Source organism: Pseudomonas brassicacearum (assembly GCF_003732225.1).
Classification (GTDB): Bacteria; Pseudomonadota; Gammaproteobacteria; order Pseudomonadales; family Pseudomonadaceae; genus Aquipseudomonas; species Aquipseudomonas brassicacearum_E.
The window spans coordinates 163,451-187,760 of sequence record NZ_MOBJ01000007.1; the positions used below are offsets into that span (position 1 = coordinate 163,451).

20 protein-coding genes and 1 pseudogene are annotated in these 24,310 nt (G+C 59.3%); 12 read left to right on the forward strand and 9 right to left on the reverse strand.

The features are described from left to right. The first annotated feature begins 774 nt into the window (after window positions 1-774). From cyoA to BK659_RS10775, 6 genes and pseudogenes are all read left to right on the forward strand, one after another. The gene (cyoA, locus tag BK659_RS10750) at window positions 775-1,719 is read left to right on the forward strand and encodes a ubiquinol oxidase subunit II (protein ID WP_123425050.1); all 945 of its coding nucleotides are present in this window, start codon (window positions 775-777) and stop codon (window positions 1,717-1,719) included. Between the two features lie 3 nt (window positions 1,720-1,722). Beyond that, the gene (gene cyoB, locus BK659_RS10755) at window positions 1,723-3,753 is read left to right on the forward strand and encodes a cytochrome o ubiquinol oxidase subunit I (protein ID WP_123425051.1); all 2,031 of its coding nucleotides are present in this window, start codon (window positions 1,723-1,725) and stop codon (window positions 3,751-3,753) included. 3 nt (window positions 3,754-3,756) lie between these two features. Beyond that, window positions 3,757-4,383, forward strand: coding sequence for a cytochrome o ubiquinol oxidase subunit III (locus BK659_RS10760; protein ID WP_019693534.1), 627 nt, complete (start codon window positions 3,757-3,759; stop codon window positions 4,381-4,383). Then, complete coding sequence (cyoD, locus tag BK659_RS10765) at window positions 4,383-4,730, forward strand: cytochrome o ubiquinol oxidase subunit IV (RefSeq protein WP_123425052.1); 348 nt, start codon at window positions 4,383-4,385, stop codon at window positions 4,728-4,730. The genes BK659_RS10760 and cyoD overlap by 1 nt, the downstream gene beginning before the upstream one ends. 11 nt (window positions 4,731-4,741) lie before the next feature. Beyond that, complete coding sequence (cyoE, locus tag BK659_RS10770; protein WP_123425053.1) at window positions 4,742-5,629, forward strand: heme o synthase; 888 nt, start codon at window positions 4,742-4,744, stop codon at window positions 5,627-5,629. A gap of 1,147 nt (window positions 5,630-6,776) precedes the next feature. Beyond that, a pseudogene (locus tag BK659_RS10775) lies at window positions 6,777-6,996 on the forward strand (transcriptional regulator). A 59-nt stretch (window positions 6,997-7,055) separates the two neighbouring features. Here BK659_RS10775 and BK659_RS10780 read toward each other — a convergent pair. The 4 genes from BK659_RS10780 to BK659_RS10795 form a co-directional block, all read right to left on the reverse strand. Continuing rightward, a complete protein-coding gene (locus BK659_RS10780) occupies window positions 7,056-7,334 on the reverse strand; it encodes a DUF3077 domain-containing protein (protein WP_123425054.1) in 279 nt (92 codons plus the stop codon). A 530-nt stretch (window positions 7,335-7,864) separates the two neighbouring features. Further along, a complete protein-coding gene (locus BK659_RS10785; protein WP_123425055.1) occupies window positions 7,865-8,569 on the reverse strand; it encodes a hypothetical protein in 705 nt (234 codons plus the stop codon). A 428-nt stretch (window positions 8,570-8,997) separates the two neighbouring features. Then, a complete protein-coding gene (locus BK659_RS10790; RefSeq protein WP_123425056.1) occupies window positions 8,998-10,065 on the reverse strand; it encodes an NAD(P)H-dependent flavin oxidoreductase in 1,068 nt (355 codons plus the stop codon). After that, a complete protein-coding gene (locus BK659_RS10795) occupies window positions 10,058-11,998 on the reverse strand; it encodes an FAD/NAD(P)-binding protein (RefSeq protein WP_185015327.1) in 1,941 nt (646 codons plus the stop codon). The genes BK659_RS10790 and BK659_RS10795 overlap by 8 nt, the downstream gene beginning before the upstream one ends. 43 nt (window positions 11,999-12,041) lie before the next feature. On the opposite strand from BK659_RS10795, the gene BK659_RS10800 reads away from it, so the two are divergent. Then, the gene (locus BK659_RS10800; RefSeq protein WP_221178150.1) at window positions 12,042-13,145 is read left to right on the forward strand and encodes a LysR substrate-binding domain-containing protein; all 1,104 of its coding nucleotides are present in this window, start codon (window positions 12,042-12,044) and stop codon (window positions 13,143-13,145) included. Further along, the gene (locus tag BK659_RS10805) at window positions 13,145-14,500 is read left to right on the forward strand and encodes a hypothetical protein (protein ID WP_123425059.1); all 1,356 of its coding nucleotides are present in this window, start codon (window positions 13,145-13,147) and stop codon (window positions 14,498-14,500) included. Before BK659_RS10800 ends, BK659_RS10805 begins: the two co-directional genes overlap by 1 nt. Window positions 14,501-14,575: 75 nt before the next feature. Here the strand turns inward: BK659_RS10805 and BK659_RS10810 are convergent, their stop codons facing one another. Then, window positions 14,576-16,102, reverse strand: a complete 1,527-nt coding sequence (locus BK659_RS10810) for a sensor histidine kinase (protein ID WP_123425060.1) — start codon at window positions 16,100-16,102, stop codon at window positions 14,576-14,578. After that, window positions 16,099-16,815: a response regulator transcription factor gene (locus tag BK659_RS10815; protein WP_123425061.1), complete on the reverse strand. Its 717-nt coding sequence runs from the start codon at window positions 16,813-16,815 to the stop codon at window positions 16,099-16,101. The genes BK659_RS10810 and BK659_RS10815 overlap by 4 nt, the downstream gene beginning before the upstream one ends. Window positions 16,816-16,967: 152 nt before the next feature. Between BK659_RS10815 and msrB the strand changes: the two genes are divergently transcribed. The 3 genes from msrB (at window position 16,968) to msrA (ending at window position 20,132) form a co-directional block, all read left to right on the forward strand. Beyond that, complete coding sequence (msrB, locus tag BK659_RS10820; protein WP_123425062.1) at window positions 16,968-17,486, forward strand: peptide-methionine (R)-S-oxide reductase MsrB; 519 nt, start codon at window positions 16,968-16,970, stop codon at window positions 17,484-17,486. 44 nt (window positions 17,487-17,530) lie between these two features. Further along, window positions 17,531-19,342, forward strand: coding sequence for a cytochrome c biogenesis protein DipZ (locus tag BK659_RS10825; RefSeq protein ID WP_123425063.1), 1,812 nt, complete (start codon window positions 17,531-17,533; stop codon window positions 19,340-19,342). Between the two features lie 82 nt (window positions 19,343-19,424). After that, on the forward strand, window positions 19,425-20,132 hold the full coding sequence (gene msrA / locus BK659_RS10830) for a peptide-methionine (S)-S-oxide reductase MsrA (RefSeq protein ID WP_123425064.1): 708 nt from the start codon (window positions 19,425-19,427) through the stop codon (window positions 20,130-20,132). A 7-nt stretch (window positions 20,133-20,139) separates the two neighbouring features. On the opposite strand, the gene BK659_RS10835 is transcribed toward msrA, so the two are convergent. Together BK659_RS10835 and BK659_RS10840 are read right to left on the reverse strand one after the other, a co-directional pair. After that, the gene (locus tag BK659_RS10835) at window positions 20,140-21,153 is read right to left on the reverse strand and encodes a GGDEF domain-containing protein (protein WP_123425065.1); all 1,014 of its coding nucleotides are present in this window, start codon (window positions 21,151-21,153) and stop codon (window positions 20,140-20,142) included. Window positions 21,154-21,284: 131 nt separating this feature from the next. Further along, window positions 21,285-22,193, reverse strand: a complete 909-nt coding sequence (locus BK659_RS10840; protein WP_123425066.1) for a LysR family transcriptional regulator — start codon at window positions 22,191-22,193, stop codon at window positions 21,285-21,287. A gap of 102 nt (window positions 22,194-22,295) precedes the next feature. Between BK659_RS10840 and BK659_RS10845 the strand changes: the two genes are divergently transcribed. Beyond that, on the forward strand, window positions 22,296-23,477 hold the full coding sequence (locus BK659_RS10845) for an aspartate aminotransferase family protein (protein WP_123425067.1): 1,182 nt from the start codon (window positions 22,296-22,298) through the stop codon (window positions 23,475-23,477). A 249-nt stretch (window positions 23,478-23,726) separates the two neighbouring features. On the opposite strand, the gene BK659_RS10850 is transcribed toward BK659_RS10845, so the two are convergent. Beyond that, window positions 23,727-24,305 carry a DedA family protein gene (locus tag BK659_RS10850; protein ID WP_123425068.1) on the reverse strand — a complete coding sequence of 193 codons (579 nt, stop codon included), beginning with the start codon at window positions 24,303-24,305 and terminating at the stop codon, window positions 23,727-23,729. Window positions 24,306-24,310 lie beyond the last annotated feature (5 nt).

A 24,310-nucleotide genomic window follows, 5' to 3' on the forward strand; every position in this document is an offset into this window, starting at 1 on the left:
CGGTCCTCGAAAGAGGCCGGGGCGTTTTGCGTTTCAGCGGCTTTGTAAAAGGAGTGTGATGCGCGGCAAAGAAGGGTGCGGCTCGCGTGCGACATGTTGTCACAGCTCATGTGTCGCAACTCATTTCAAAGACGATTGTCGTCGCTGAAACTGACAAGGAATTTACCTTGCTGACGGGCCTCTCTGGAAGCCAGCAAATGCATTGCAGCAGGCAGTTTTAACAGGCTCGGACGAATGGCCAAAGGCCTTGTGACAAGGGGGCTTGCGCAAGGTCGGCGATGCTTCGAAAGGCATCGAAGCTGTCTGAACTGTGGACAGTAGACTTACAATTTCAGGGGTTCTTGTTGCGAATTAATCGCGATACCATGGCTAATCTTTGCAGATTTCGTTAATGATTGTTGCCGTATCCGATAAAAATTATTTCGGGATGAGACATGGTTTATACAACGTTACATATCTACAATCGCCCGCACTGAAATTCCGGCGCGGCGCGCTCCTTGGCACAAGGGGTGGTCGTGGGGCTTTAGAGGCTTCATGCGACGCCAGGTGTCGGCGCCTCCAAATTATCCGCACCAAATGGAATTGGTCTGTAACAAGGCCTTTGACCACGAAATCGAATAAGAACTCACCGCTAGCCCAGGATGTGTCGATCAGCGTTTAACGCGCGACGGGCAAGCCCTTATTCAATCCAAGAAAAATGCCAACCCTTGGCAGGGTGAAGTGTTGGCGATTAAAACCCAACTGCATTGCGCAAGCTGCTTTAGAGGTCGTGAGATGAGTAAAAACAGGTACCCCAGACTACTAGGCTTATTGCCGCTGCTCGGCACGCTGTTGCTGGGAGGCTGCAACATGACCTTGCTCGATCCCAAGGGCCAGGTCGGCCTGGACGAGCGAAACCTGATCATCACCGCAACGCTGCTGATGCTGTTGGTCGTGGTTCCGGTCATTGTCATGACCTTCCTGTTCGCCTGGAAATACCGCGCTTCCAACAAGGACGCCGTCTACACCCCGAAATGGTCGCACTCCACCAAGATTGAAATCGCGGTGTGGGCTGTTCCCGTGCTGATCATCATTGCCCTGGGTTATGTCACCTACAAGTCGACCCACGCCCTGGACCCATACCGTCCGCTGGAATCCGACGTCAAGCCGATCACCATTCAAGTGGTCGCGATGGACTGGAAGTGGCTGTTCATCTATCCGGAACAAGGCATCGCCACCGTCAACAAGATGGTGTTCCCGGCCAACACGCCGGTTAACTTCAAAATCACCTCCGACACCGTGATGAACTCGTTCTTCATTCCGGGCCTGGGCGGTCAGATCTACGCGATGGCGGGCATGGAAACCAAGTTGCACCTGATCGCCAATCAGAATGCCGAGTTTGACGGTATCTCCGCCAACTACAGCGGTGCTGGCTTCACTGGCATGAAATTCAAAGCAATCGCCACCTCTCAGGCAGATTTCGATGCCTGGGTCAGTGATGTCAAGAAGGCACCTAAACAGCTTGAAAAAGCTGAATACGAAGCCCTTTCCAAACCAAGCCAGAACAACCCGGTTGAACTCTACTCCTCGTACGCGCCGAACCTGTTCCAGACCATCATCGACAAGTATGAAGGCATGAAACCGGGCAAGCCGATGCACCACGAGAAAGAAGAGAAGGAAGTGGCCGGTATGGAAGGGATGGACATGAGTTCGCATTCAGCTGCCGGGGCAGAGGAGTAAACGATGTTTGGTAAATTAAGTTGGGAAGCGATCCCGTTCCACGAGCCGATCGTGATGGTGACCATCGCCATGATCGCGCTCGGTGGTCTGGCGGTATTTGCTGCAATCACCTACTTCAAGAAGTGGACCTATTTGTGGACCGAGTGGCTGACGTCGGTCGACCACAAGAAAATCGGCGTGATGTACATCATCGTTGCCATGATCATGCTGCTGCGTGGTTTTGCCGACGCCGTGATGATGCGCTCCCAGCTGGCCCTGGCCACTGAGGGTTCGCCTGGCTACCTGCCACCTGAACACTATGACCAGATCTTCACCGCTCACGGTGTGATCATGATCATCTTCATGGCGATGCCATTCTTCACCGGCCTGATGAACCTTGCAGTGCCGCTGCAGATCGGCGCACGTGACGTTGCCTACCCGTTCCTGAACTCCCTGAGCTTCTGGCTGCTGGTCTCCGGCGTCGTGCTGGTGAACGTGTCCCTGGGTGTCGGCGAATTCGCCCGTACCGGTTGGGTTGCGTATCCACCGCTGTCGGAACTGGGCTACAGCCCGGGCGTGGGTGTGGACTACTACATCTGGGCATTACAACTGTCCGGACTGGGTACGACATTGACGGGGGTCAACTTCCTGGCCACCGTGCTGAAAATGCGTACCCCGGGCATGAAAATGATGGACATGCCGATCTTCACCTGGACCTGCACCTGGGCCAACGTACTGATCGTCGCTTCCTTCCCGATCCTGACCGCTACCCTGGCATTGCTGACGCTTGACCGTTACATGGATTTCCACATTTTCACCAATGAACTTGGTGGCAATCCGATGATGTACGTCAACCTGTTCTGGGCCTGGGGTCACCCCGAGGTTTACATCCTGATTCTGCCGGCGTTCGGGATCTTCTCCGAAGTCATCTCGACCTTCTCCGGCAAGAAACTATTCGGCCACCACTCGATGATCTACGCCAGCGGCGCGATCTCGATCCTCGGCTTCATGGTTTGGCTGCACCACTTCTTCACCATGGGTTCGGGTGCCAACGTCAACGCCTTCTTCGGTCTGGCGACGATGCTGATTTCGATCCCGACAGGGGTGAAGCTATTCAACTGGCTGTTCACCATTTACCAGGGCCGTCTGCGTTTCACCAGCCAGGTGCTGTGGACCCTGGGCTTCATGGTGACCTTCGCCATCGGCGGCATGACCGGCGTACTGCTGGCCATCCCGGGTGCTGACTTCGTACTGCACAACAGCCTGTTCGTGATCGCGCACTTCCACAACGTGATCATCGGCGGCGCCGTGTTCGGCTACATCGCAGGTTTCGGCTTCTACTTCCCTAAAGCGTTCGGCTTCAAGCTGCACGAAGGTTGGGGCAAGGCAGCGTTCTGGTTCTGGATCTCGGGCTTCTTCGTCGCGTTCATGCCGCTCTATGTACTGGGCTTCATGGGCATGACCCGTCGTCTGAACAGCACCACCAACCCTGAGTGGACGCCGTACCTGCACGTGGCAATGGTCGGTGCGGTACTGATCGCCTTCGGTATTGCCTGCCAGTTGATCCAGTTGTACGTGAGTATCCGTGATCGCAAGCTGCCGCAGAACATGTGCGAAGCCGGCGACCCGTGGAATGCCCACACGCTGGAATGGTCGACCTCGTCGCCACCACCGTTCTACAACTTCGCTGTACTGCCGAAAGCCGACGGTATCGACCCGTTCACCGAAGCCAAGGAAAACGGTACTGCGTACAAGGCTCCGGCCAGGTACGAGCCGATCCACATGCCAAACAACACCGCGACCGGTCTGGTCATGGGTGCTCTGTTGACCGTGTTCGGTTTCGCGATGATCTGGCACATCTGGTGGATGGCCATCTTCGGCCTCGCTGGCACCGTGATCTATTTCGTGATCCACGCTGCCCGTGATGATCAGGGCTACATGGTGCCGGTCGACGTGATCGAGCGCATTGAAGCCGAGCAGCACAAGCGTCTGGTTGCGGCCAAAGCGATTCCGGCCACCGCCACCCGTGTTGAAACCTCGTTGGAACAGGCTTAAACCATGTCGAACTTAGTGACCAATGTTGGACACGCCCATGGTCATGACCATGGGCACGATGACCATCACCACGACTCGGGCGAGATGACCGTATTCGGTTTCTGGCTCTACCTGATGACCGACTGCATTCTGTTTGCGTCGATCTTCGCGGTGTACGCGGTACTGGTAAACAACGTAGCCGGTGGCCCGTCGGGCCACGACATCTTCGAACTGCCATACGTGCTGGGCGAAACCGCCTGCCTGTTGCTCAGCTCGATCACCTACGGCTTCGCCATGCTGGCGTTGTTCAAAGGCAAGAAGACTCAGGTGCTGGGCTGGTTGGCCATCACCTTCCTGTTCGGTCTGGGCTTCATCGGCATGGAGATCAACGAGTTCCATACGCTGATCTCCGAAGGCTTCGGTCCGAACCGCAGCGGCTTCCTGTCCGGGTTCTTCACCCTGGTCGGGACCCACGGTCTGCACGTGACCAGCGGTCTGATCTGGATGGCGATCATGATGTATCAGGTCAACAAGCATGGCCTGACGTCGACCAACAAGACCCGCTTGAGCTGCCTGAGCCTGTTCTGGCACTTCCTGGACGTTGTGTGGATCTGCGTATTCACCGTTGTTTACCTGATGGGGACTCTGTAATGGCTAACGCAGCTCACTCACACAATGGCCACGATAGCCACGACGACAGCCATGGCAGCGTCAAGTCCTACGCCATCGGCTTCATCCTGTCGGTGATCCTGACCGTCATTCCGTTCGGCCTGGTGATGTACCCATCCCTGCCGAAAGCCATGACCCTGTGGATCGTGCTGGCCTTCGCAGTGATCCAGGTGCTGGTGCACCTGGTCTACTTCCTCCACCTGGACCGCTCCGCCGCCCAGCGTAACAACGTGATTGCGTTTGTTTTCGCGGCGCTGGTTATCGTCCTGTTGGTCGGTCTGTCGCTGTGGATCATGTACAGCATCCATTCCGTCATGATGGCGCACTGAGGAAAGTCCGGATGTCCTTAAAGCACTTTATCCAAATCACCAAACCGGGGATCATTTTCGGTAACGTGCTTTCTGTGGCAGGCGGGTTTTTCCTGGCCTCGAAAGGGCATGTCGATCTGGCCATTTTCCTGGCTGCGATGATCGGCACGTCCCTGGTGGTGGCATCGGGTTGCGTGTTCAACAACTGCATCGACCGTGACATCGACCTGAAGATGGAGCGCACCAAGAACCGCGTGCTGGTGCAGGGCTTGATCTCCCTGAAACTGGCGCTGGTTTATGCGACTGTCCTAGGTGTTGTCGGCGTTGCCCTGTTGTACCGCGTGGCGAATCCGTTGGCGGCGCTGTTCGCGGTGATCGGTTTTGTCATCTACGTCGGCTTCTACAGCCTGTACCTCAAGCGCAAGTCGGTTCACGGCACGCTGGTGGGCAGTCTGTCGGGGGCGATGCCGCCGGTGATTGGTTATGTCGCGGTGAGTAATAGCTTCGACATGGCGGCGCTGACGCTGCTGGTGATGTTCAGTTTGTGGCAGATGCCGCATTCCTATGCGATCGCGATCTTTCGCTTCAATGATTACCTGGCGGCATCGATTCCGGTGTTGCCGGTGAAGCGTGGGATTCAGGTGGCGAAGAAGCACATCCTGCTTTACATCCTGGCGTTCCTGGTGGCGACCTTGATGCTGACGTTCAGTGGTTACGCTGGCATGAGTTATCTCGCTGTCGCTGCGGCCATGGGCATGTACTGGTTGTACATGGCCTGGACTGGCTACAAGGCGGTGGATGACACGGTTTGGGCACGCAAGCTGTTCGTGTTCTCGATTTTCACCATCACGGCGTTGAGCGTGATGATGTCGCTGGACTTCAAGGTGCCGAGCGAGTTGTTGCTGACTTACGCGCCTTAAGGTTTTGCGGTTGTACAAAAGGCCCCGCGCTTCGAGAGAAACGCGGGGCTTTTTATTGGGCGTGTCCCTGTGGGGCTGGGCTCCCCCGCGATGGCGGCCTGACAGCCGGCCTATCTCTTGCAGATGTACACCAATCAAAATTGTGGGAGCTGGCTTGCCTGCGATGGCGGCCTGACAGCCGGCCTATCTCTTGCAGATGTACACCAATCAAAATTGTGGGAGCTGGCTTGCCTGCGAAGGCGGCCTGACAGCCGGCCTATCTCTTGCGGATGTAAACAGTTCAACTGTGGGAGCTGGCTTGCCTGCGAAGGCGGCCTGACAGCCGGCCTATCTCTTGCGGATGTAAACAGTTCAACTGTGGGAGCTGGCTTGCCTGCGAAGGCGGCCTGACAGCCGACCAATCTCTTGCAGATTTACACCAATCAAAACTGTAGGAGCTGGCTTGCCTGCGATGGCGGCCTGACAGCCGACCAATCTCCCGCAGATGTACACCAACCAAACCTGTGGGAGCGAGCCTGCTCGCGATAGCGGCCTGATAGCCGACTAATCTCCCGCAGACGTACACCAATCAAAACTGTGGGAGCGAGCTTGCTCGCGATAGCGGCCTGATAGCCGACTAATCTCTTGCAGGTGTACATATCCGTTGCTGCGGTAACGGCCACTTAGGGTTCCGCCCTTACGGCGTGTCACTTTTGCAGACGCCCAAAAGTAACCAAAACGCTTCGCCCCAAGCGTACGGCACCTCGCCTAGGCTCGGCGTTCCCTCGCTCCGGCGTCCATCAGGGGGCATCGCCTACGGTCTGCTTCGCGACGACCTCCTCTCGATGTGTCCGGCTTCGCCGTACGGCGCTGCGCGCCAACCCCCTGATGAACACCTCCACTCGGCCTCCCGAGGGGGCGGGTGGATCAAAGTCAAAAGCCAAAGCACGGCGACCTGCCGGTCGGCCTGAGTGGTGGGGGCGCGCTACTTCATTGTGGGTAGGGGATATCTGTAGGAGCTGCCGAAGGCTGCGATCTTTTGATCTTGGCGGTCTGCCACCAATTGCCTAGCTCTCAGCAACATGCCTATAGTTTTGCGATGGTCGCCGACCAAGACGATGCGCTCAAAAAAGCCACTGAGGCAAAGTTGAAAGTACGAGGTAGCTCCATGAAAAAGCGTGACCTGTTTGCAGAGTTAATGCAGGGCGTTGATGAGATGGTGGCTCAGCGCGAAGGCGAGATCACGCTGCGCAGTAATTCCGTGCAAGACAAACCGGCTCCCGAGGTGGACGCGAAAGAAAACGTCGAAGCCCAATGCGCAGGCCGCCTTGTTGATCAGACTGGTGGAGAAATTCCCCGACATGGTTGAGCGGTTAGGCGCCGTTTGAGCAGATAACCGAGCACCTGAAAAGCCCCGCCTTCAAGAGAAGCACGGGGCTTTTTCTATTCAATTGCGGTTGTTACCCGGCGCACCCAGCACCTTCACCACGTCATCAATCACCGCTTTACTCATCTCCTGCAAATAATGCGACGCCCAGGCATAACGGTCCTTGCCGCGTTCCATTGCCGCGTCTTCGGCCAGCAGTTTGGAGAGGTGGAGCAAGTCGGAAACGTGCGACAGGGCTTCGAGGATCGGGACGCCACTGCAGACGCGAAATAGCGCTTGGTCGGAGTGAATGGAGAAGGGCGTGAGGCCGATGGTTTTCAGGTCTTGGGGGTTAGTCATTGGGCACCTCCGAGAAGTTGGGAGGTGACGACGGGCGGAGCAGAAGCGCGAACGTTGGACAGATCATTGGTGAACATTGGCAAAACTCCTACATGGCGTGAGAGCTGCCTCATTCGTTATCAGGCGAATGGGTGGCAGCTGTGCGCAGGCTGATAAACCGGTATGCAGGACCCGGCAGACCCGAAGGTCTCCCACGCACAGCCGCCATTGCACAGATTGCGGGCATAAAAAAACGCCGGCAATCGTGATGTGGGGCGTTGGTGCGCCTACATATTACCCGGGTTATCAGGCCCGGTCGCTGAATGGGCAGCGACGGCTTGAAGTTAGCCTGGAGAGATTGGGCGAACAATCGTAGCGATGTGGTGGCTCGGGTACGCTTTTTTGAGGTGTGAAGAGGGGGGGCGCAACAGGGCTGCGGTTGTGCGGGGAGGTGGCTCGGAAATCAACCGGATATCCAAAAGCAAAATTCAGAACGGTCCTACGTTTGACGCTCGTTCCCACGCGAGCATGGGAACGATCAATTTCAGCAGTTACTGCACAGCGATGCTGTAACCGTCGAAAGCGGTCTGCTGCTGAAGCGCGGTAACGATGGCCTTGCGCGTAGCCGGTTGCTCGGTGCCAGCGTTGTCGATGAACGTCTCGCTTTCCAGCTCAGCGTCATCGCCTTCACCGACAAAGGTGAAACCGAGGAATTCGAACGCTTCGCGGTCGGCGTTCGGCTTAACCCGTGGGTTGCGCAGTGGCAGGCTGACGCTGACACCGTCCTTGCTGATGCTGAACACTTCGATGTCTTTCTTGGCACGCGCAGCCTTGCTTTTGCCGCTGCTTGGGTTGCTGATCGCTTGATGGGTCTGGTTCAGCACTTTCAGCGCCAGGCCATAGACCAGTTCCTGAAAGCTTGGGTCATCCTTGAAGCTCGACAGAATCCGGCTGATCGGGAACTTGCTGCTCAGGTCTTCCAGGGCGGCGATATCGGCGGCCTCGGCGTCCTTGAGCTGCTTGAGTTCGCCCATCAGTTCGTAGGCTTTGTCGTCGTCGAAGCGGTCGTGAGCCTGGCGGATGGCCGTGCGCAACTCGCGAATCTGGTCGCTTTCTTTCGAGGTGTGGAAGGCGTCCAGGACCATCTCGCTGATGGTTTTGGCCTGCGGCACGTGTTGTGAAAGATTGATGGAGTTTTCGTATTCCGCTTTGGACGACAAGGTGATTACGGATTCAGCGGTGTTGGAATCTGGCATTGAAATTTCACTACTTCTTTAAACAGAATTTGAGACGAGAACGGCGTCGGCGTTTTCGGGTCGCTTAATCTATTGGAGCGCTGCGATGTTGTCACGGGATTAGGACAGCGCGGCGACCAATGTGACAGCAACATCAGCGATTCATTGTGCAAAAAAAGCCCCGCGTTCGATCCGAAGGCAGGGCTAAAGGGAGGCCGGTGGGCAAACCGTAATGCCGGTAAGTTAAGCCGCTACACGATCCGTAGCAGCTGGCGTAGCCTGCGTTCGGCTGCGAAGCGGCCGTAAATCCTGCCTCCACGGTTAACCTGAAAAAACGTGGTGTCTGATTTTACGACTGCTTCGCAGCCGAACGCAGGCTTCGCCAGCTGCTACGGGGAGTGTGCCGAGCCTGAAATTTCTTTACTTACCGGCATTAGGGCAAGCGGTATTCAGTTCATTTCGGCAACCAGCACTTCAACCAAATCACGGGCGCTCATTTCCCGTGCCAGTGTGGCTCCCTGGCCGGCCCACTGCACCGCGAACTCGTTGCAACCCTTGGCGCTCGCGGCTGCGTGCAGGGCTTTGGCGGCGTCGTAAGTCAGCGGGTACGCCGGGCATTGCGGTGCGCCGGCGTCGAGGTCGGTGATCAGGCGGTTGACCATGCCCCGCGCCGGTCGTCCAGAAATCGCGCTGGTGATGCGTGTGTGGGTGGCCTTCGGGCTTTTCAGGTCGGTGCGGTAGCACGTATTCGCGGCGGACTCGGGGCACAGGATAAACGCGGTGCCCAACTGCGCACCTTGCGCGCCGAGTTTGAGCATGGCGCTGATCGACTGGCCGTCCATGATCCCGCCCGCGGCGATGATCGGGACCGAGCGCTGCTGGCTGAGGGTTCTGACCAGCGCCAGGGTTCCGGTCAGGGCATCCTGCTGCGGGTTGAACACGCCGCGATGGCCGCCGGCTTCGACGCCTTGGGCGATGATCGCGTCGAGGCCGGCGCGTTCGATCAGCTCGGCTTCGTGTGGATCGGTCGCGGTGGCCAGCAGCACAATGCCGGCCCTCTGCAAGGCATCGATCCAGGACGTCGGCGGCAGACCGAAATGAAAGCTGACCACGGCCGGACGTTCCACCAGCAGCAGTTCGAGCATGTCCGGATCATCGAGGAAACTGGTGTAGATCTCATTCAGCGTGGTGGGCTTCGAGGCGTCGAACTCGGCAAACAGCGGTTGCAGGTGATTCAGCCAGTCGGACTGCAGGGCCTCGTCCGGCTCGGGCGTGCGATGGCAGAACAGGTTGACGTTGAAGGGTTTGCGGGTCAGCGCACGGGTGTCGGCAATCATCGCCTTGGCCTGATTGACGTTGCTCGCGCCCAGCCCGATCGAGCCCAAGGCGCCGGCATTCGACACCGCCGCCGCGAGTGCCGGGGTAGACACGCCAACCATGGGCGCCTGGATGATTGGATACTGGATGCCGAGCAGTTCCGTCAGCGTCAGGTTTGTAGTGTTGCGGTGTTCATTCATACGCCAAGGTCCTTTCCCTGTTGTGGGTGGCCGATGAGTCAATGAGGTAGACAGCCGGTTTTTTCACGATTTGTGGCGCGTTGATCTGCCGGAACAACTCGCCCACGCTGCGTCCGGCGTCCACCAGTGCGGTGGAGTTCACGAACGGTCGCGCAACGATGTAGGTGTAGAACTTGGCACCTTCGCAGATCGTCCCCAACGCCCAGGCATTGCTCAGTGGTTTGCCGCTCAGCGGGACGATGTGCAGGCCTTCATCGACATCGATGCCGCTGACTTCCATGCCCTGATTGGTGAACGGGCGAACCAGGCCTTTCTCCAGCAGGCGATAGAGCAGCGGTGATTTGTCCTGGTTGGGCGACGACTTCGGCACCCGAGCGCGAATCAGCACATCGGCGCGGAACTCGCGGTCGGGCAGGCTGGTACTTTTGATCGCGAACGAATACGAGGCGCTGTCCATGTACGCACGGGCCCCAGGGCCGAAGCTGACCATCAGATAACCCGCACGCATCAGTGCGAGCATTTCTTCGGTGCGTTGCAGTGGCGGGCCAACGGCCAGGCGGTTCATCACCGGGATGAACTCGTTCATGAAGCGCTTGTGCGACGCGGCCGACAGCGCGCCGAAATCGACCACTCGACGCAGGTTGTCGCGAATGTCGCGCAGCACATCGCAGGCGGCCTTGATCGGGCTTTCGCAATTGCCTTCACGCGCCTCGGCGAGGTCTTGCTCCAGGTAGTCGGTCAGCCATTGATGGAAGTGCTCCTTGCTGGCCAGGGCGTTGCGGCTGATGGGGTTGGCCAGCGCGTCCCAGGAGAACCGCGGAATCTGTGGGCAGCATTGGCGCAGCACGTTTTCAGCTGCGGGCGTGTCGAGATGGACCAGGGTGGTGTCGAGCAACTCGGCGAAGGAGCTGCCATGCAACCGGGTGGCATGGGACAAGTAATAAGCGTGGGCCATGTCGCGCAGAATCAGCGGGAAGATACGGCCATGGAAATCGAGCTCACCGGGCTTGTGGGTCTGCTTCCATTGATTGATCCGCTCGAGGGTCAGGAACCGTGCCTGGTATTGGCCCGAGACACCCTTCTGGTTCACCGCGCGCGCGGCGAACGGAATCCCGCTGCGCGAGAACAGCGCCAGCGACGGCTCTGCGCCAGACGGTTGATAGTTCAGCACGCCGGTCGCTTCGTCACGCTTGAAGCGACCACCACGACCCACGGTCAGCGCGGTGATCGCGTCGATGGCGGTCAGGCCCATGCCTTCGATAGCCACCGAGGCGTCAGGGGCAATCTCGTCGAGTTGCTTGTGGATCGGCAGTGGCCCGGTGACCACGTAGCGCAGGTTGGCGTTGTTGAAACGGTGGGTCGCGACAAAGGCTCGACGGTCGATGTCGAGCGCGTCCGGATGGTTTTCCGAGTGGCCCGTGGTCAGGAACAGATAGTCGGCGTTGATCGTTTTACCGTGCGCCATCTGGATGACAAACGAATGCGTCGCGGTCTGCTCGATATCGGTGGCCGTGCACGTATGCAGGTGCACGTCGCAGTGCTGTTCCAGTCGGTCGATCAGGAACTTGAAAACCCAGTTCAGGTATTCGCCAAAAGCACTGCGTGGCAGGTAGGTGTCGGGCCCTAGCGGTAACGGGTGCTTCCAGTTGCCGACAGCCCATTCGTACAGGCTTGGCCCTTGAATCAACGGCCCGGCGTCGACCACGGTCGGGTCCATGAACAGGGTTATCTGCGACGCTACCGTGTTGAGTTGCAGGTAGTCAGGTTGCGAGGAATGGTGAATGCCTTCGCCCGGTACACCGGGGTCGATGAGATGCACTGCTATTTTCTTGTCGGTTTTCTGATCGCAAGCGTAGGCGGTGATTCGCTCGAGCACATTCAGGCCTCGTGGCCCCATGCCGATAATCGCGATCGCTGGCGTAGCGTGTTGCATCTGCCCAACTCCCTTGTTCTTAGAGAGGCGTTTCCTCGACGTTGTGCAGGACATCTCCCCGTTTCAGGTCGTGTTCTGCTCAACATCACCTCATATGCGTTTAAATCGGGGGCAGGATACGCAGCGCAAAAATAGCTTTGCCAACGATTATCCGAGATACTGCGCATCACTTTTCGAGATATTCGCGTCCAGGGATGGCAGATCCATGCAGCTCAAATCACTGCGTATTTTTTTGGCTGTGGCTGAGACGGGCAGCTTTGTGGCGGCCGCTGAGCGCCTGCACACCGTGCAGTCCAACGTCACTGCGCATATCAAGAAGCTCGAAACCGAGTTGGGCGCTCAACTGATCGACCGCAATGGTCGGGCGCGTCTTACCTCCGCCGGTCACGCACTTAGCGAATATGCTGACAGGATTCAGCGAAATCACGACGAGGCTGTAGCCTTTTTCCGAGGCAATCAGTCCCTAAGTGGCGAGTTGCGCATCGGCGCGATGGAAACCACCACGGCGTTTCGCTTGCCGGGGATCCTGGCGAGCTTTCATGGCAAGAACCCGGAAGTCGATATCAAGCTCACCACCGGGCCGACGGCAGATCTGGTCAGGGGATTGGCGGAAGGGCGCTTCGATTGCGTGTTTGTGGCCGGTAAAGTCGATCATCGACGGTTCCACATGTACAAAGCCTTCACCGAGGAACTGGTGCTGATTTCCTCTCGGCCGCTGGAAAAAATGCCGCCCAAGGAAACCCTGCTGACGGCAACCTTCCTGGCCTTCCGCCAAGGCTGCAGTTATCGCCACAGTATTGAATTGTTGCTGGCCTCTTGCGGGGTTTCGGCGGTACGCATCATCGATTTCGGTACGCTGGACGCCATGCTTGGCTGTGTCGCAGCGGGTATGGGGTATGCCGTACTGCCAAAGTCCACGGTCGAGGCTCAGAGGTCTCGCTTCAACATCTATAGCCTCGACCTGCCGGAGCGCTATGCGATCGTCGACACCTATTTTGCGGCGGCGCAGCAGAACACCTGGACGCCGGCCATGGCGTCGTTTTCTGAAACGGTGTGCGATGCGCTGGTGATCACCAACGCTCTGGCCAAGGAGCACCTGCCGGTCGCCATCGCACACAGTGATAGGGCTCAGCTCAGGAATTTGTAATGTCCAAGGACACGCTCTGCGTCCAGTCTTCTGTGGCGTCGAAGTGGCGGACACGCGGCACTGCGCTGGCGGTGATCGCCACGACTTTGGTGATGTGGTTGATCGCCAAGGCGCTGGTCATTCCTCAGGGGGCGGTGGCGGATGCTCTGACCTTCGGCCTGATTGTCGCCGGGCTGGCGCTGACCTTCAGCAGTTGGCTCGGCAAAACCTCTGCGCGTCTGGGGCTGGGCTTGCTGGTGATTGTTGCCGCGCTCGCGGTCTTCACCACCATTCCTTTTAATCCGCTGCGCGGCGCCGGTTCGTTTGAAGGGGTGATTTTGCTGTTGCTGGGGATTGGGCAATTGCGCGCTTACCTGGATCGGCAAGACATCAAAGGGCGGATCGAGCGAGCACTCAGTCACCCGGCCGTTCGGCGCAGTGCGCGGCCGATCTTTCTTCTCTACAGCGCGATGGCGTTTTTCCTGAGCCTGGCGACCGTGCCCATCGTCGGCTCGCTGACCCGCAGCACCCGCCTGAATCATATGTACCACCTGCGTTTGGCCATGCGTGCGGTGGGCGCAACGATGTTCATTGCGCCGACTACAGCGGGGGCGGCGGCGGTCAGCGCGATGTTCCCCGGGCTTAGCTGGTCGCAAGCACTGCTCACGGGGTTACCGCTGGCGCTGTTGTGCCTGCTGTTCACCCGTAGCGAGAAAGAGCCGGCGATCGAGCTGTCACCTGTGGAAAAAGATGGCGCTTCCCATGGGTTGATGCTGCCGATGGCCATCTTCATCAGTGTAATTGTGCTCGGCAAACTGCTGCTCGGTTACGCCACGGTGACGACGGTTGCGCTGGCGGTTTCGATTACCGGTGCGGTGTCGCTATGGGCCAAATATGGCATTGCGCAATTGGCCGCGACCATAGCTGATGGTTTTCAGCGTTCAAGTGCCGAAATCCTGCTGTTCATCGCCTGCGGAACGCTGCAAGTAGCACTCGGCGCGCCGGAAACCGCGCAGTTGTTCAGCCCGTTGAGCGGTGACTTCAAACTGCTGTTGAGTTCGGCTCCGGTGCAACTGCTGTTGATCCTTGGGCTGATGCCACTGCTGACGATCATTGGCATTCACCCGATGATTCTGTTTGCCGGCGCGTTCCCGATCTTTCATCCCATCACCCAGCTGCCGGTCACGGTCGAGTATCAGGCGTGGATTGCAATGTTCGTGATTTCGCAGTTGATCTCGCCGGTGTCCATCAGCGCGGTGACGGCTGCGGCGTCGGTGAATGAGTCGCCGTGGAAGGTCAGTTTTGAAAGCCACGCACAGTTTGCGCTGGCGTTTGCGCTGGCTGGGTTTGTGTATATGGTCGCGGTGGCCGGCTAGGTTCGGTCACCGTTGAAAAAGAGCCCGCCTTCGCGATGAAGTGCGGGCTTTTCTTTATGCGATGGAAGTGTTTTTTTATCGCTGGGGCGAGTTCAAATTCATCGAACGAACCGCCAATGCGCTCGCCGTTTCCTCATCCACCGGCAGCGAAAAGCGGAAGGTCGCGCCTCGTCCCGGCACGTCCATCAGGCGGATTTCGCGGCCATGCAGTTGCAGAATCCGCTGCACGATGCGCAAGCCTAAACCGCCGTCGCGGCGCGCACCGCCAATGTTGAATGGGCGCAAAAACAAGCCTTCGCGCAGCTCGGCGGCGATGCCCGGGCCGCTGTCGCTGACGGTGATCTCGACGAACTTGCCTTGGGGGACGAGGCTGATATCAATCTCGCCGCCACCGGGTGTGTGGCGCAAGGCGTTGTCGAACAGGTTGGTCAGCACACGCTCGATCAACCCAAGGTCGGCGCAGACCGCTGACACATTCGGTGCGAAGCTCGCCTTGAGTTGAACTTGCCGGGCTTCGGCGGTCAGCTCGAATTTCTGGAAGATGTCCTGCACCAGATCGGTCAGTGAAAAGCGCTCAAGCACCGGTTGGACGAAGCCGTGTTCCAGGCGCACCAGCTCCAGCAACGACTGCGCCAGACCGCCGACCTTGCGGCTCTGGTCGAGGGCGATGCCCAGGTAGCGGCGGCGCTCGGCCGGGGTCAGGCTGGCGTCTTTGAGTGACAGGGTTTCGAGGTAGCCATGTAGCGATGCCAGCGGTGTGCGCAAGTCGTGGGAGATATTGGCGACCAGCTCGCGACGTTCCTGATCCTGGCGGGTCAGGGAACGCCATTGTTCGCCCAGACGGTTTTGCATCTGCCGGAACGCGGCATCGAGCACGGCGATTTCGTCGTGGCTGGTGAGGGTGTCCGGTGTGCCTGATGGCGCCGGCGACGGCGGGGCGACCGGTGCGCCGTCGATGTCGAAATGCGCGACCGTGTCGGTCAAACGGCGCAGCGGTCGGGTGATCAGGGTAAACGCTGTGAGACCGGCGATCAGGCACAGCAACGCGACCATCCCGATCGACCACAGCGCGGTGTTCAGTGCCACGCTGGTGGCCCCGCGTTCGGCGAAGCGGTCATGTTCTTCGCTGAGCAACACCACGTAGAGATAGCCGGCTTGCTGACCGTTGACCTTGAGTGGCGCGGCGCTGAATACCTTGCGCCCGTCGATGCTGCGCGGGTCGTCGCCGAGAATCGGCAGCGCCTCACCATTGAGCAAGCGCCGCACCGGCGCCAGATCGACCTGTTCGCGCCGCAGGTGACCTTCGGGCGCGGCATTGCCGACCACCCGGCCGCCGATGTCGAGCAGATAGACCTCGACACTCGGGTTCACCAGCATCAACTGGCTGAACAACTCACGCAGTGCGTCGGGTTTCAGGCCATTGGCGTCCATCAACTGGGTGTCGTGGGCGATGTGCTGCGCCAGATCCCGGGACAAGCCTTGCACCACTTCCAGCTCATGCATGTGGTTGGAGCGCACCTGCATCCACACCGAGGTGCCGCTGCACACCAACAGCAACAGGGCGAACACCGCCGACAGGCGCTGGGTGAGTGTCAGTCTCATGGCTGCTCCTGCGCCGGGGCGAATTTATAGCCACGGCCCCACACCGTGAGAATCCGCACCGGTTGCGCCGGGTCGGTTTCGATCTTGGCCCGCAAGCGATTGATGTGTGTGTTGACGGTGTGCTCGTAGCCTTCGTGGCTGTAACCCCAGACCGCATTCAGCAGGTCCATGCGCGAGAAGACCTTGCCCGGCTGCCGGGCGAAAAAATACAGCAGGTCGAACTCGCGCGGCGTGAGGTCCAGGCGCTTGCCGTTGAGGGACACATCGCGGGTGATCGGGTCGATGAACAGTCCGTCGCTGGTCAGGCTCCCGGCATCCATTTTCAGGTTGCGGGCCATGGCGTCGACCCGCCGCAGCAGGGCTTTGACCCGTGCCACCAGCTCAAGCATCGAAAACGGTTTGGCCAGATAGTCGTCGGCCCCCAGTTCCAGACCGAGGATGCGATGCACTTCGCTCGACCGGGCGCTGGTGATGATGATCGGCGTGTAGCGGGCCATGGCGCGGGCGCGGCGGCAGATTTCCAGACCGTCGACGCCTGGCAGCATCAGGTCGAGAATCAATGCATCCCAACTGCCTTGTTCGAGCAGGCGCAAGCCTTCGTTGCCATCGGCGCTGTGCACGACCTCGAACTGCTCGTCGCGCAGGTGCAGGCAGATCAGGTCGGCGATGTGCACATCGTCCTCGACCACCAGAACTCGTTTGGGTTGATCCATTTGGGCTAAATCCTGTTGCGCAGTGAATGCATTGTGCGGGGTTTTCCCTCGGCGAGTTATCACGAATTGTTTAACTCCACGTGAGGATTTGGCGATCACCTGAAGCCTAGGCTGTGTTCCATGTAAACCACGGCGAATTTAGGGAGAGGGCCATGTTTTCACGGCGACAGATTCTTCTAACGGGCGGCGGGCTGGGCCTTGCGGCGCTGGTTGCCGGTGTATTGCCAAAAATGACCGCGCGCTCGGTGCTGATCGGCGAGGCGAGCGCCGCCGAGACCTTCGAGGTCACCCATAGCGATGCCGAGTGGCACGCGATGCTCAGCGCCGAGCAGTACGAAATCCTGCGTAAAGAGGGCACCGAACGCGCCTACAGCAGCGCACTGAACAACGAACACCGCGACGGTATTTTTGCCTGTGCGGGCTGCGATCTGGCGCTGTTTTCATCGAGCACCAAATTCGACAGCCATACCGGTTGGCCGAGTTTCTGGGCGCCGCTGACCAACGCCGTGGCCACGCGTGACGACCGTTCCTTTGGCGTGCTGCGCGAAGAGGTTCACTGTCGACGCTGCGGCGGGCATCTGGGGCATGTGTTCAACGACGGGCCAAAACCGACCGGTCTGCGCTACTGCATGAACGGCCTGGCGATGACCTTTAAGCCGCAATCGGCCTGACACCATGGGCAGGTTTTCTCCTTCACTTCATACAGGTCCTTGTTATGTGGCTTCTGGTCCTCGCTTATCTCGGTGGTGTGCTGACGATTGTCAGCCCGTGCATTCTGCCGGTACTGCCCTTTGTCTTCGCTCGCACCGGGCAGCCGTTTATCAAGAGTGGCTTGCCGCTGCTGGCGGGGATGGCGCTGACCTTCGCGCTCGTCGCCTCGTTGGCGGCGGTGGGCGGCGGTTGGGTGGTGCAACTCAATCAGTACGGTCGCTGGCTCGCGTTGCTGTTCGTAGCACTGTTCGGGCTGACGCTGCTGCTGCCACAACTCGCCGAACGACTGACGCGGCCACTGGTGGCGGCCGGCAGTCGGCTGTCGGAAGTGGCGGGCGCCGATGCCCGGCCGCGTCCCGGTGCGTCATTCCTGATCGGCGTCGCCACGGGCCTGCTCTGGGCGCCATGCGCCGGGCCGATCCTCGGGTTGGTGCTGACCGGCGCTGCGTTGCAAGGGGCAAGCATCGGCACCACCTTGCTGTTGCTGGCCTACGCGCTGGGCGCCGCCACTTCCCTCGCGGTCGCCTTGCTGCTGGGCGGTAAAGTCTTCGCGGCGATGAAACGTTCGATCGGTGCCGGTGAATGGCTGCGCCGTGGCCTCGGTGCGGCGATGCTGGCGGGTGTGGCGGCTATTAGCTTGGGGCTGGATACCGGGATTCTGGCGCGGGTATCGACCGCGTCCACCGGTGGGCTCGAACAAGCGCTGGTCGGCCGACTGGCGGCTAAATCACCCGCCAACAGCGGGGTGATGATGGCGCAGATTCCGTCGTCCACCGACGATCAATCGGGCGCCAGCATGATGGCCGCCGGTGGTGCGATGAAAATGGCCGCCAAAGACACGGTGACGCTGCCTGTCGAAGGCAACCTGCCGTCGCTGGACGGCGCGGTGCAGTGGCTCAACTCGCCGCCGTTGAACGCTCAGGCGCTCAAAGGAAAAGTAGTGCTGGTGGATTTCTGGACCTACTCCTGCATCAACTGCCTGCGCACCTTGCCGTATGTCAAAGCCTGGGCCGAGAAGTATCGCGATCAGGGCCTGGTGGTGATCGGCGTGCATGCGCCGGAGTTCGCCTTCGAGCGGGATGTGGGCAACGTCACCAAGGCCATGAAGGACCTGGGCATCAATTACCCGGTGGCCATTGATAACGACTACAAGATCTGGCGTGCTTTCAACAACGAATACTGGCCGGCCCACTACTTTGCCGACGCTCAAGGACGCATTCGTTACCACCATTTTGGTGAGGGTAACTACGCTGAATCAGAACGGGTGATCCAGCAACTGCTGCGCGAAGCCGGCGCGGCGAAAGTTGCCGATGGCCTGATCGACGCCAGCGCTCAAGGCGTGCAACGGGCGCCGGACATGAACGAAGTACGCTCGCCAGAAACCTACGTCGGCTACCAGCGCTCGGAACATTTCGTACCTGAGGCGAGCCTCGCGCCCGACAAGGTTGCTGCGTATAGCGCACCCGCGACGTTGGCGCTGAATGACTGGACGCTGGACGGTCAATGGAACGTCGGTTCGGAACGCGCCACATCGGCGGCTCGGGCCAGTCGCATCGTCTACCGCTTCCATGCCCGCGACCTGCACCTGGTGCTAGGCCCCGGTGCCGACGGCAAACCGGTGCGTTTCAAAGTCATGATCGACGGCAAAGCCCCAGGTGATGCCCACGGCACCGACGTTGCACCGGATGGCAGCGGCAGTGTGACCGAACAACGCCTCTACCAGTTGGTGCGCCAACCCGGCGACGTGGCAGATCGAACCTTCAGCATCGAGTTCCTTGACCCGGGCGTGTCGGCGTATGCGTTTACCTTTGGTTGATGAACCTTCAGTCCGTAGGAGCTGCCGCAGGCTGCGATCTTTTCCGGTACACCGTGAATCTACTTATGCAGGAGTCATCATCATGAAAGCCCTATTTACCTGGCGCCAGACCCTGCTCGGGCTGGCCGTCGCTGCAGTCGCAGGTCAATGCCTGGCCTTTTCATTCGGCGCTGCCGAGGACGCGGTCGCCATTGCGCCGCCAGCCCTCGACGAAACCCCCAAGGCCAACAGCGAAACGGCGGTGTTCGCCGGTGGTTGCTTCTGGGGCGTTCAAGGCGTGTTTCAGCATGTCAAAGGCGTCAAGAATGCGGTTTCCGGCTACGCCGGAGGTGCAGCGAACACCGCGCAATACGAGCGCGTCAGTGATGGCGATACAGGCCATGCCGAGTCCGTCGAAGTCACCTTCGACCCTGCTCAAGTGAGCTACGGCACCTTGCTGCAAATCTACTTCTCGGTGGCCCACAACCCCACCGAACTCAATCGCCAGGGCCCCGACAGCGGCACGCAATATCGCTCGGCGATCTTCGTGGAAAGTGCCGAACAACAAAAAGTCGCCCAGGCCTACATCGCACAACTGGATGCAGCACATGCCTTCAACAAACCGATCGTGACCAAACTCGAAACCTACAACGGCTTCTACCCGGCAGAGGCCTACCATCAGAACTTCCTGACGGAGCATCCGACATATCCCTACATCGTGATCAACGATCTGCCGAAAGTGGCGCAGCTTAAACAGCTGTACCCGGAGCGGTATCAGGAAAAACCAGTGTTGGTGAAGGCGGGTATGTAGTTCTGGATCATCCGGAAATCATGTTCTTGCCGATGATTTTCGAGCGATACAACGCTTGATCCGCCCTGGCCAGCAGGCCGGTTTGTTGCTCGTCCTCAAAGCGCTGCGCCACGCCAAAGCTCATCGTGACCTGGAAGTCGCCCACTGGTGGCAGGCTCGACAGCTCAAGGCGGATTTTTTCGGCGAGGGCGCGTGCGGTGGCAGCGGTGCTGTTGGGCAGGATCACGATGAACTCATCGCCGCCCCAACGGGCCAGCAAGTCGCCTTCGCGCACGCAGCGTTTGACGCTTTCGACCACGTGCACCAGCGCCGCGTCGCCCAAGGCATGGCCGTAATGGTCGTTGATGCATTTGAAGTCGTCGATGTCCATGGCGATCAATGACAGCGGCTGACGAAAACGTTGGGAGCGCTCGCATTCCAGCGGCAGGGCTTTTTCCAGGAGATAGCGGTTGGCGATTCCGGTCAGGGTGTCGCTTTCTGCCAGTTTGCGGTTCTCGTCCAACTGAGCCTGTAACTGCTGATTGAGCAGAGACAACTCGCGGGTCCGTTCCTCGACTATCGCTTCCAGGGAATGATTGCGCCGTTCGAGTTGCTCGAGCAGACGCTTCTTGTCTTCAATGCTGCGGTTCGCTCCGATCATCCGCGCCACTGAGCCGTCGGCGTTACGTGCGATCACGTGACCGCGATCTTCGATCCAGATGTAGCTGCCATCCTGCTTGCGGCAACGGTACTCGGTTTGGTAGTGGGGCGAGCGCTGATGCAGGTGGTCATCGAAATACATCATCACCCGGGGGTAATCGTCGGGATGAATCGCGCGCTCCCAGGCCAGCACGTTGTTCTCGAGTGCATGAGGCTCGTAGCCGCGCATTTCGTACCAACCGCGATTGCGGTAGACAAACCCGGTGTTGGCGTTCCAGTCCCAGATCCCGTCGCTGACCAGCTCCAGAATCGCGTGCAGCATGTCTTCATTCAGATCAATCAGGCTGACTTTCAACGGCTCGATACTGGACAACTCAACCATCACCGCTCTCCCTGCTGCCCTGAACTTGAAGTGGCCGGCCAGTCGTAGAAACTAACTCATGGCACGTTGACACTGTAGCGCCGGGAATCAAGGGATAGAAGCCTCTTTCGTAGTAATAATGGCGTGCGCGATCAGTTCTGTTTACCCCACGTCTGCAAGGCAAATTCGACAAAGCTGCGCAGTTTCGGCAAGCGGTATCGGTCCTGCGCGTAGATCAGATTCATCGGACGGCGGGGCAGTTGATAGTCTTGCATCAGTGCCACCAGTTTCCCTTCCCGAAGATCTTGATCCACCAGTGCATCGGGCAGCATCACCACACCCATCCCGGTGCGCGCTGCCTGGTGCAGACCCGATGAACTATTGATCAGCATCGGACCGCTCACCGCAACGACGATCTCCCCGTCAGGGCCGCTCAAGCGCCACTGCTTTTCCACCGAGCGCCATTCATCGCCCGCCGGGTAGGCGAAGGCCAGGCAGTCGTGATCGGCCAGCTCCTCCGGCTTTTGCGGTGTGCCACGGCGTGCCAGATACGCCGGCGAGGCACACATCGTCAGGGTGTAGTCCTCCAGCGGCCGGGCGATCAGGTTGGAGGGTTCGCTGTTACCCAGGCGAATCGCCGCATCAAAACCGTTGTCCAGCAGATCAAGGCGTTGATTGGTCAACACCACGTCCAGCTTGACCTGCGGACAGCGCAGCACGAATTCGCTCAAGGCCGGCGCCAGGCGTTCTGTGCCAAAGGTCAGCGGGGCGGTAATCCGCAGCGTACCGCTGGGTTCGCCCTGGGTTTGTTCAGCCAGCCGCTCGGAGTCGGCCACCAGTCCCAGCACCTCAAGACAGCGTTGATAGTAGGTCGAGCCAAATTCGGTCAAGCGCTGACGCCGTGTCGTACGGTGAAGCAAGCTGACGCCCAGGCGTTGCTCCAGCGCTCGCAGGTGATTGCCGACCATGGTGGTCGACATTTCGCACTCCAGGGCGGCGGCGGTCATGCTGCCAGCCTCGACCACTTTCACGTAAACCGACATCGCCAGCAGTAAGTCCATTATCAAGCTCAGCTTTAAAATGATTGAAGTGTTCAGGCGTTTATCCAGCTCAGGTGGTTAACGATACTGCAAAAACACCGACTGATGATGGAGCTTGATGTCATGACCGCCGCCTGCCTGATGACCACTTATCAACCCCTGGCCTTGAGCTTTACCAAAGGGCTGGGCACACGCCTGTGGGATCAGGCCGGTCGCGAGTACCTGGATGCGGTGGCGGGTGTGGCGGTGACCAACGTCGGCCACTCGCACCCGCGAGTGGTCAGCGCTATCAGCGAACAGGCCGGCCTGTTGCTGCATACATCCAACCTGTACAGCATCGACTGGCAGCAGCGGTTGGCGGAAAAACTGACACAGCTGTCTGGTCTTGATCGGGTGTTTTTCAACAATTCTGGTGCCGAAGCCAATGAGACCGCGTTGAAGCTGGCGCGGCTGTACGGTTGGCACAAAGGCGTCGAGCAGCCGTTGGTGGTGGTCATGGAAAACGCCTTTCATGGCCGGACTCTGGGCACCTTGTCGGCCAGCGATGGTCCTGCGGTGCGTTTGGGGTTTCAGGGGTTACCGGGGGACTTCATCAAAGTCCCGTTCGGCGATCTCGCCGCGCTGGATAAGGCCCATCGGACCTACGGCCAGCGCATCGTGGCCGTTCTGATGGAACCGATTCAAGGCGAAAGCGGCGTACAGCTCGCGCCACCCGGCTACCTGAAAGCCCTGCGCCAACTGTGCAATCGGCGCAACTGGCTGCTGATGCTCGACGAGATCCAGACCGGTATCGGCCGCACCGGGCAATGGTTCGCTTTCCAGCACGAAGGCATCGTCCCGGACGTCATGACCCTGGCCAAAGGCCTGGGCAACGGTGTCCCGATCGGCGCCTGCCTGGCTCGTGGCAAAGCCGCCGAACTGTTCACCCCCGGCAGCCACGGCAGCACCTTTGGCGGAAACCCGTTGGCGTGTCGGGTCGGCTGCACCGTGCTGGAAATCATCGAAGAGCAAGGCCTGCTGGAGAACGCCAAGCGTCAGGGCGAACGCTTGCTCGCACGCTTGCACGCCGAACTCGATGGCGAGCCGCAGGTGCTGGCTATCCGTGGCCAAGGCTTGATGATCGGCATCGAACTGGCCCAGCCCATTCGCGACCTGACCCTGATCGCTGCGCGGGATCACGGGTTGCTGATCAACGTGACACGGGGCAAAACCATCCGCTTGCTACCACCGCTGACCATTGATGAGCGCGAGGTGGAGATGATTGTGCGCGGGGTAGGGCGGGTGGTGAGAGGTGCTGGCAACTGATCGTTACCCCTCCCGTAGCAGCTGCCGAGCCTGCGAGGCTGCGTTCGGCTGCGAAGCAGTCGTTGAATCGGGTAGCGCGTTTTTCCAGGTAAAACGTCGATCCAGGATTTGCGAGGACTTCGTCCTCGAACGCAGCCTCGCAGGCTCGGCAGCTGCTACAAGGGTTAGAACGAACAGATGTGCCGATACTTATGCCGTCTGGCCGCTCCTACGGTTTTTTGTCCGTCGTCAGGTACGAAGGGGCCAGATTTACTGCTGGAACTTACGCTTGTTCCTCAGGTGCAGGATCACCGCCACCACTGCAACGACCACCACAACACCCAGGGCAATCGGCAGCCGGTAAGGCTTGAGGTTGCCGAACAATTGCTGAAGTGCTTCGCCAGCCCAATAACCACCGATGACGAACAGCGTGGCCCAGACCATTGCACCGAACATGTTCAGCAGTGAAAAGCGTAACGGTGACAGACCACTGGCACCGATCACCATCGGGCCCACCAACCGCATGCCATACAGAAAACGTACCGAAAAAACCGATGTCGACGGGTAACGATCGATCAATCCGGAGACTCGCTTGATCTGCGCTTGCTGGCGTTTGAGACGAGGCAAGAGTCGCGGGCCGAAATAACGACCGGTCCAGAACAGCAACTGATCCCCCAACATTCCGCCGGCGCTGGCCCAGGCAATCACCGGCCAGAGCTTCAGCAAATGCTGATGCGCCGCCATGCCGCCCAATATCAGGATGGTTTCGCCTTCCATGACACAGCCAAGGAAAACCGCCCAGTAGCCGTAGGCCGCGAGGAAGTGGTTGAGGTCTATGTGCGCGAACATGGGCT

Bases quoted from the DNA above. Each gene is read 5' to 3' on its own strand.
- BK659_RS10805 (WP_123425059.1), top strand. From the start codon at position 13,145: ATGTCCAAGGACACGCTCTGCGTCCAGTCTTCTGTGGCGTCGAAGTGG.
- BK659_RS10790 (WP_123425056.1), bottom strand. From the start codon at position 10,065: ATGAATGAACACCGCAACACTACAAACCTGACGCTGACGGAACTGCTC.
- cyoE (WP_123425053.1), top strand. From the start codon at position 4,742: ATGTCCTTAAAGCACTTTATCCAAATCACCAAACCGGGGATCATTTTC.
- cyoB (WP_123425051.1), top strand. From the start codon at position 1,723: ATGTTTGGTAAATTAAGTTGGGAAGCGATCCCGTTCCACGAGCCGATC.
- BK659_RS10845 (WP_123425067.1), top strand. From the start codon at position 22,296: ATGACCGCCGCCTGCCTGATGACCACTTATCAACCCCTGGCCTTGAGC.
- msrA (WP_123425064.1), top strand. From the start codon at position 19,425: ATGAAAGCCCTATTTACCTGGCGCCAGACCCTGCTCGGGCTGGCCGTC.
- cyoD (WP_123425052.1), top strand. From the start codon at position 4,383: ATGGCTAACGCAGCTCACTCACACAATGGCCACGATAGCCACGACGAC.
- BK659_RS10835 (WP_123425065.1), bottom strand. From the start codon at position 21,153: ATGGTTGAGTTGTCCAGTATCGAGCCGTTGAAAGTCAGCCTGATTGAT.
- BK659_RS10840 (WP_123425066.1), bottom strand. From the start codon at position 22,193: ATGGACTTACTGCTGGCGATGTCGGTTTACGTGAAAGTGGTCGAGGCT.
- msrB (WP_123425062.1), top strand. From the start codon at position 16,968: ATGTTTTCACGGCGACAGATTCTTCTAACGGGCGGCGGGCTGGGCCTT.
- BK659_RS10810 (WP_123425060.1), bottom strand. From the start codon at position 16,102: ATGAGACTGACACTCACCCAGCGCCTGTCGGCGGTGTTCGCCCTGTTG.
- BK659_RS10780 (WP_123425054.1), bottom strand. From the start codon at position 7,334: ATGACTAACCCCCAAGACCTGAAAACCATCGGCCTCACGCCCTTCTCC.
- BK659_RS10825 (WP_123425063.1), top strand. From the start codon at position 17,531: ATGTGGCTTCTGGTCCTCGCTTATCTCGGTGGTGTGCTGACGATTGTC.
- BK659_RS10785 (WP_123425055.1), bottom strand. From the start codon at position 8,569: ATGCCAGATTCCAACACCGCTGAATCCGTAATCACCTTGTCGTCCAAA.
- BK659_RS10760 (WP_019693534.1), top strand. From the start codon at position 3,757: ATGTCGAACTTAGTGACCAATGTTGGACACGCCCATGGTCATGACCAT.
- BK659_RS10795 (WP_185015327.1), bottom strand. From the start codon at position 11,998: ATGCAACACGCTACGCCAGCGATCGCGATTATCGGCATGGGGCCACGA.
- BK659_RS10815 (WP_123425061.1), bottom strand. From the start codon at position 16,815: ATGGATCAACCCAAACGAGTTCTGGTGGTCGAGGACGATGTGCACATC.
- cyoA (WP_123425050.1), top strand. From the start codon at position 775: ATGAGTAAAAACAGGTACCCCAGACTACTAGGCTTATTGCCGCTGCTC.
- BK659_RS10850 (WP_123425068.1), bottom strand. From the start codon at position 24,305: ATGTTCGCGCACATAGACCTCAACCACTTCCTCGCGGCCTACGGCTAC.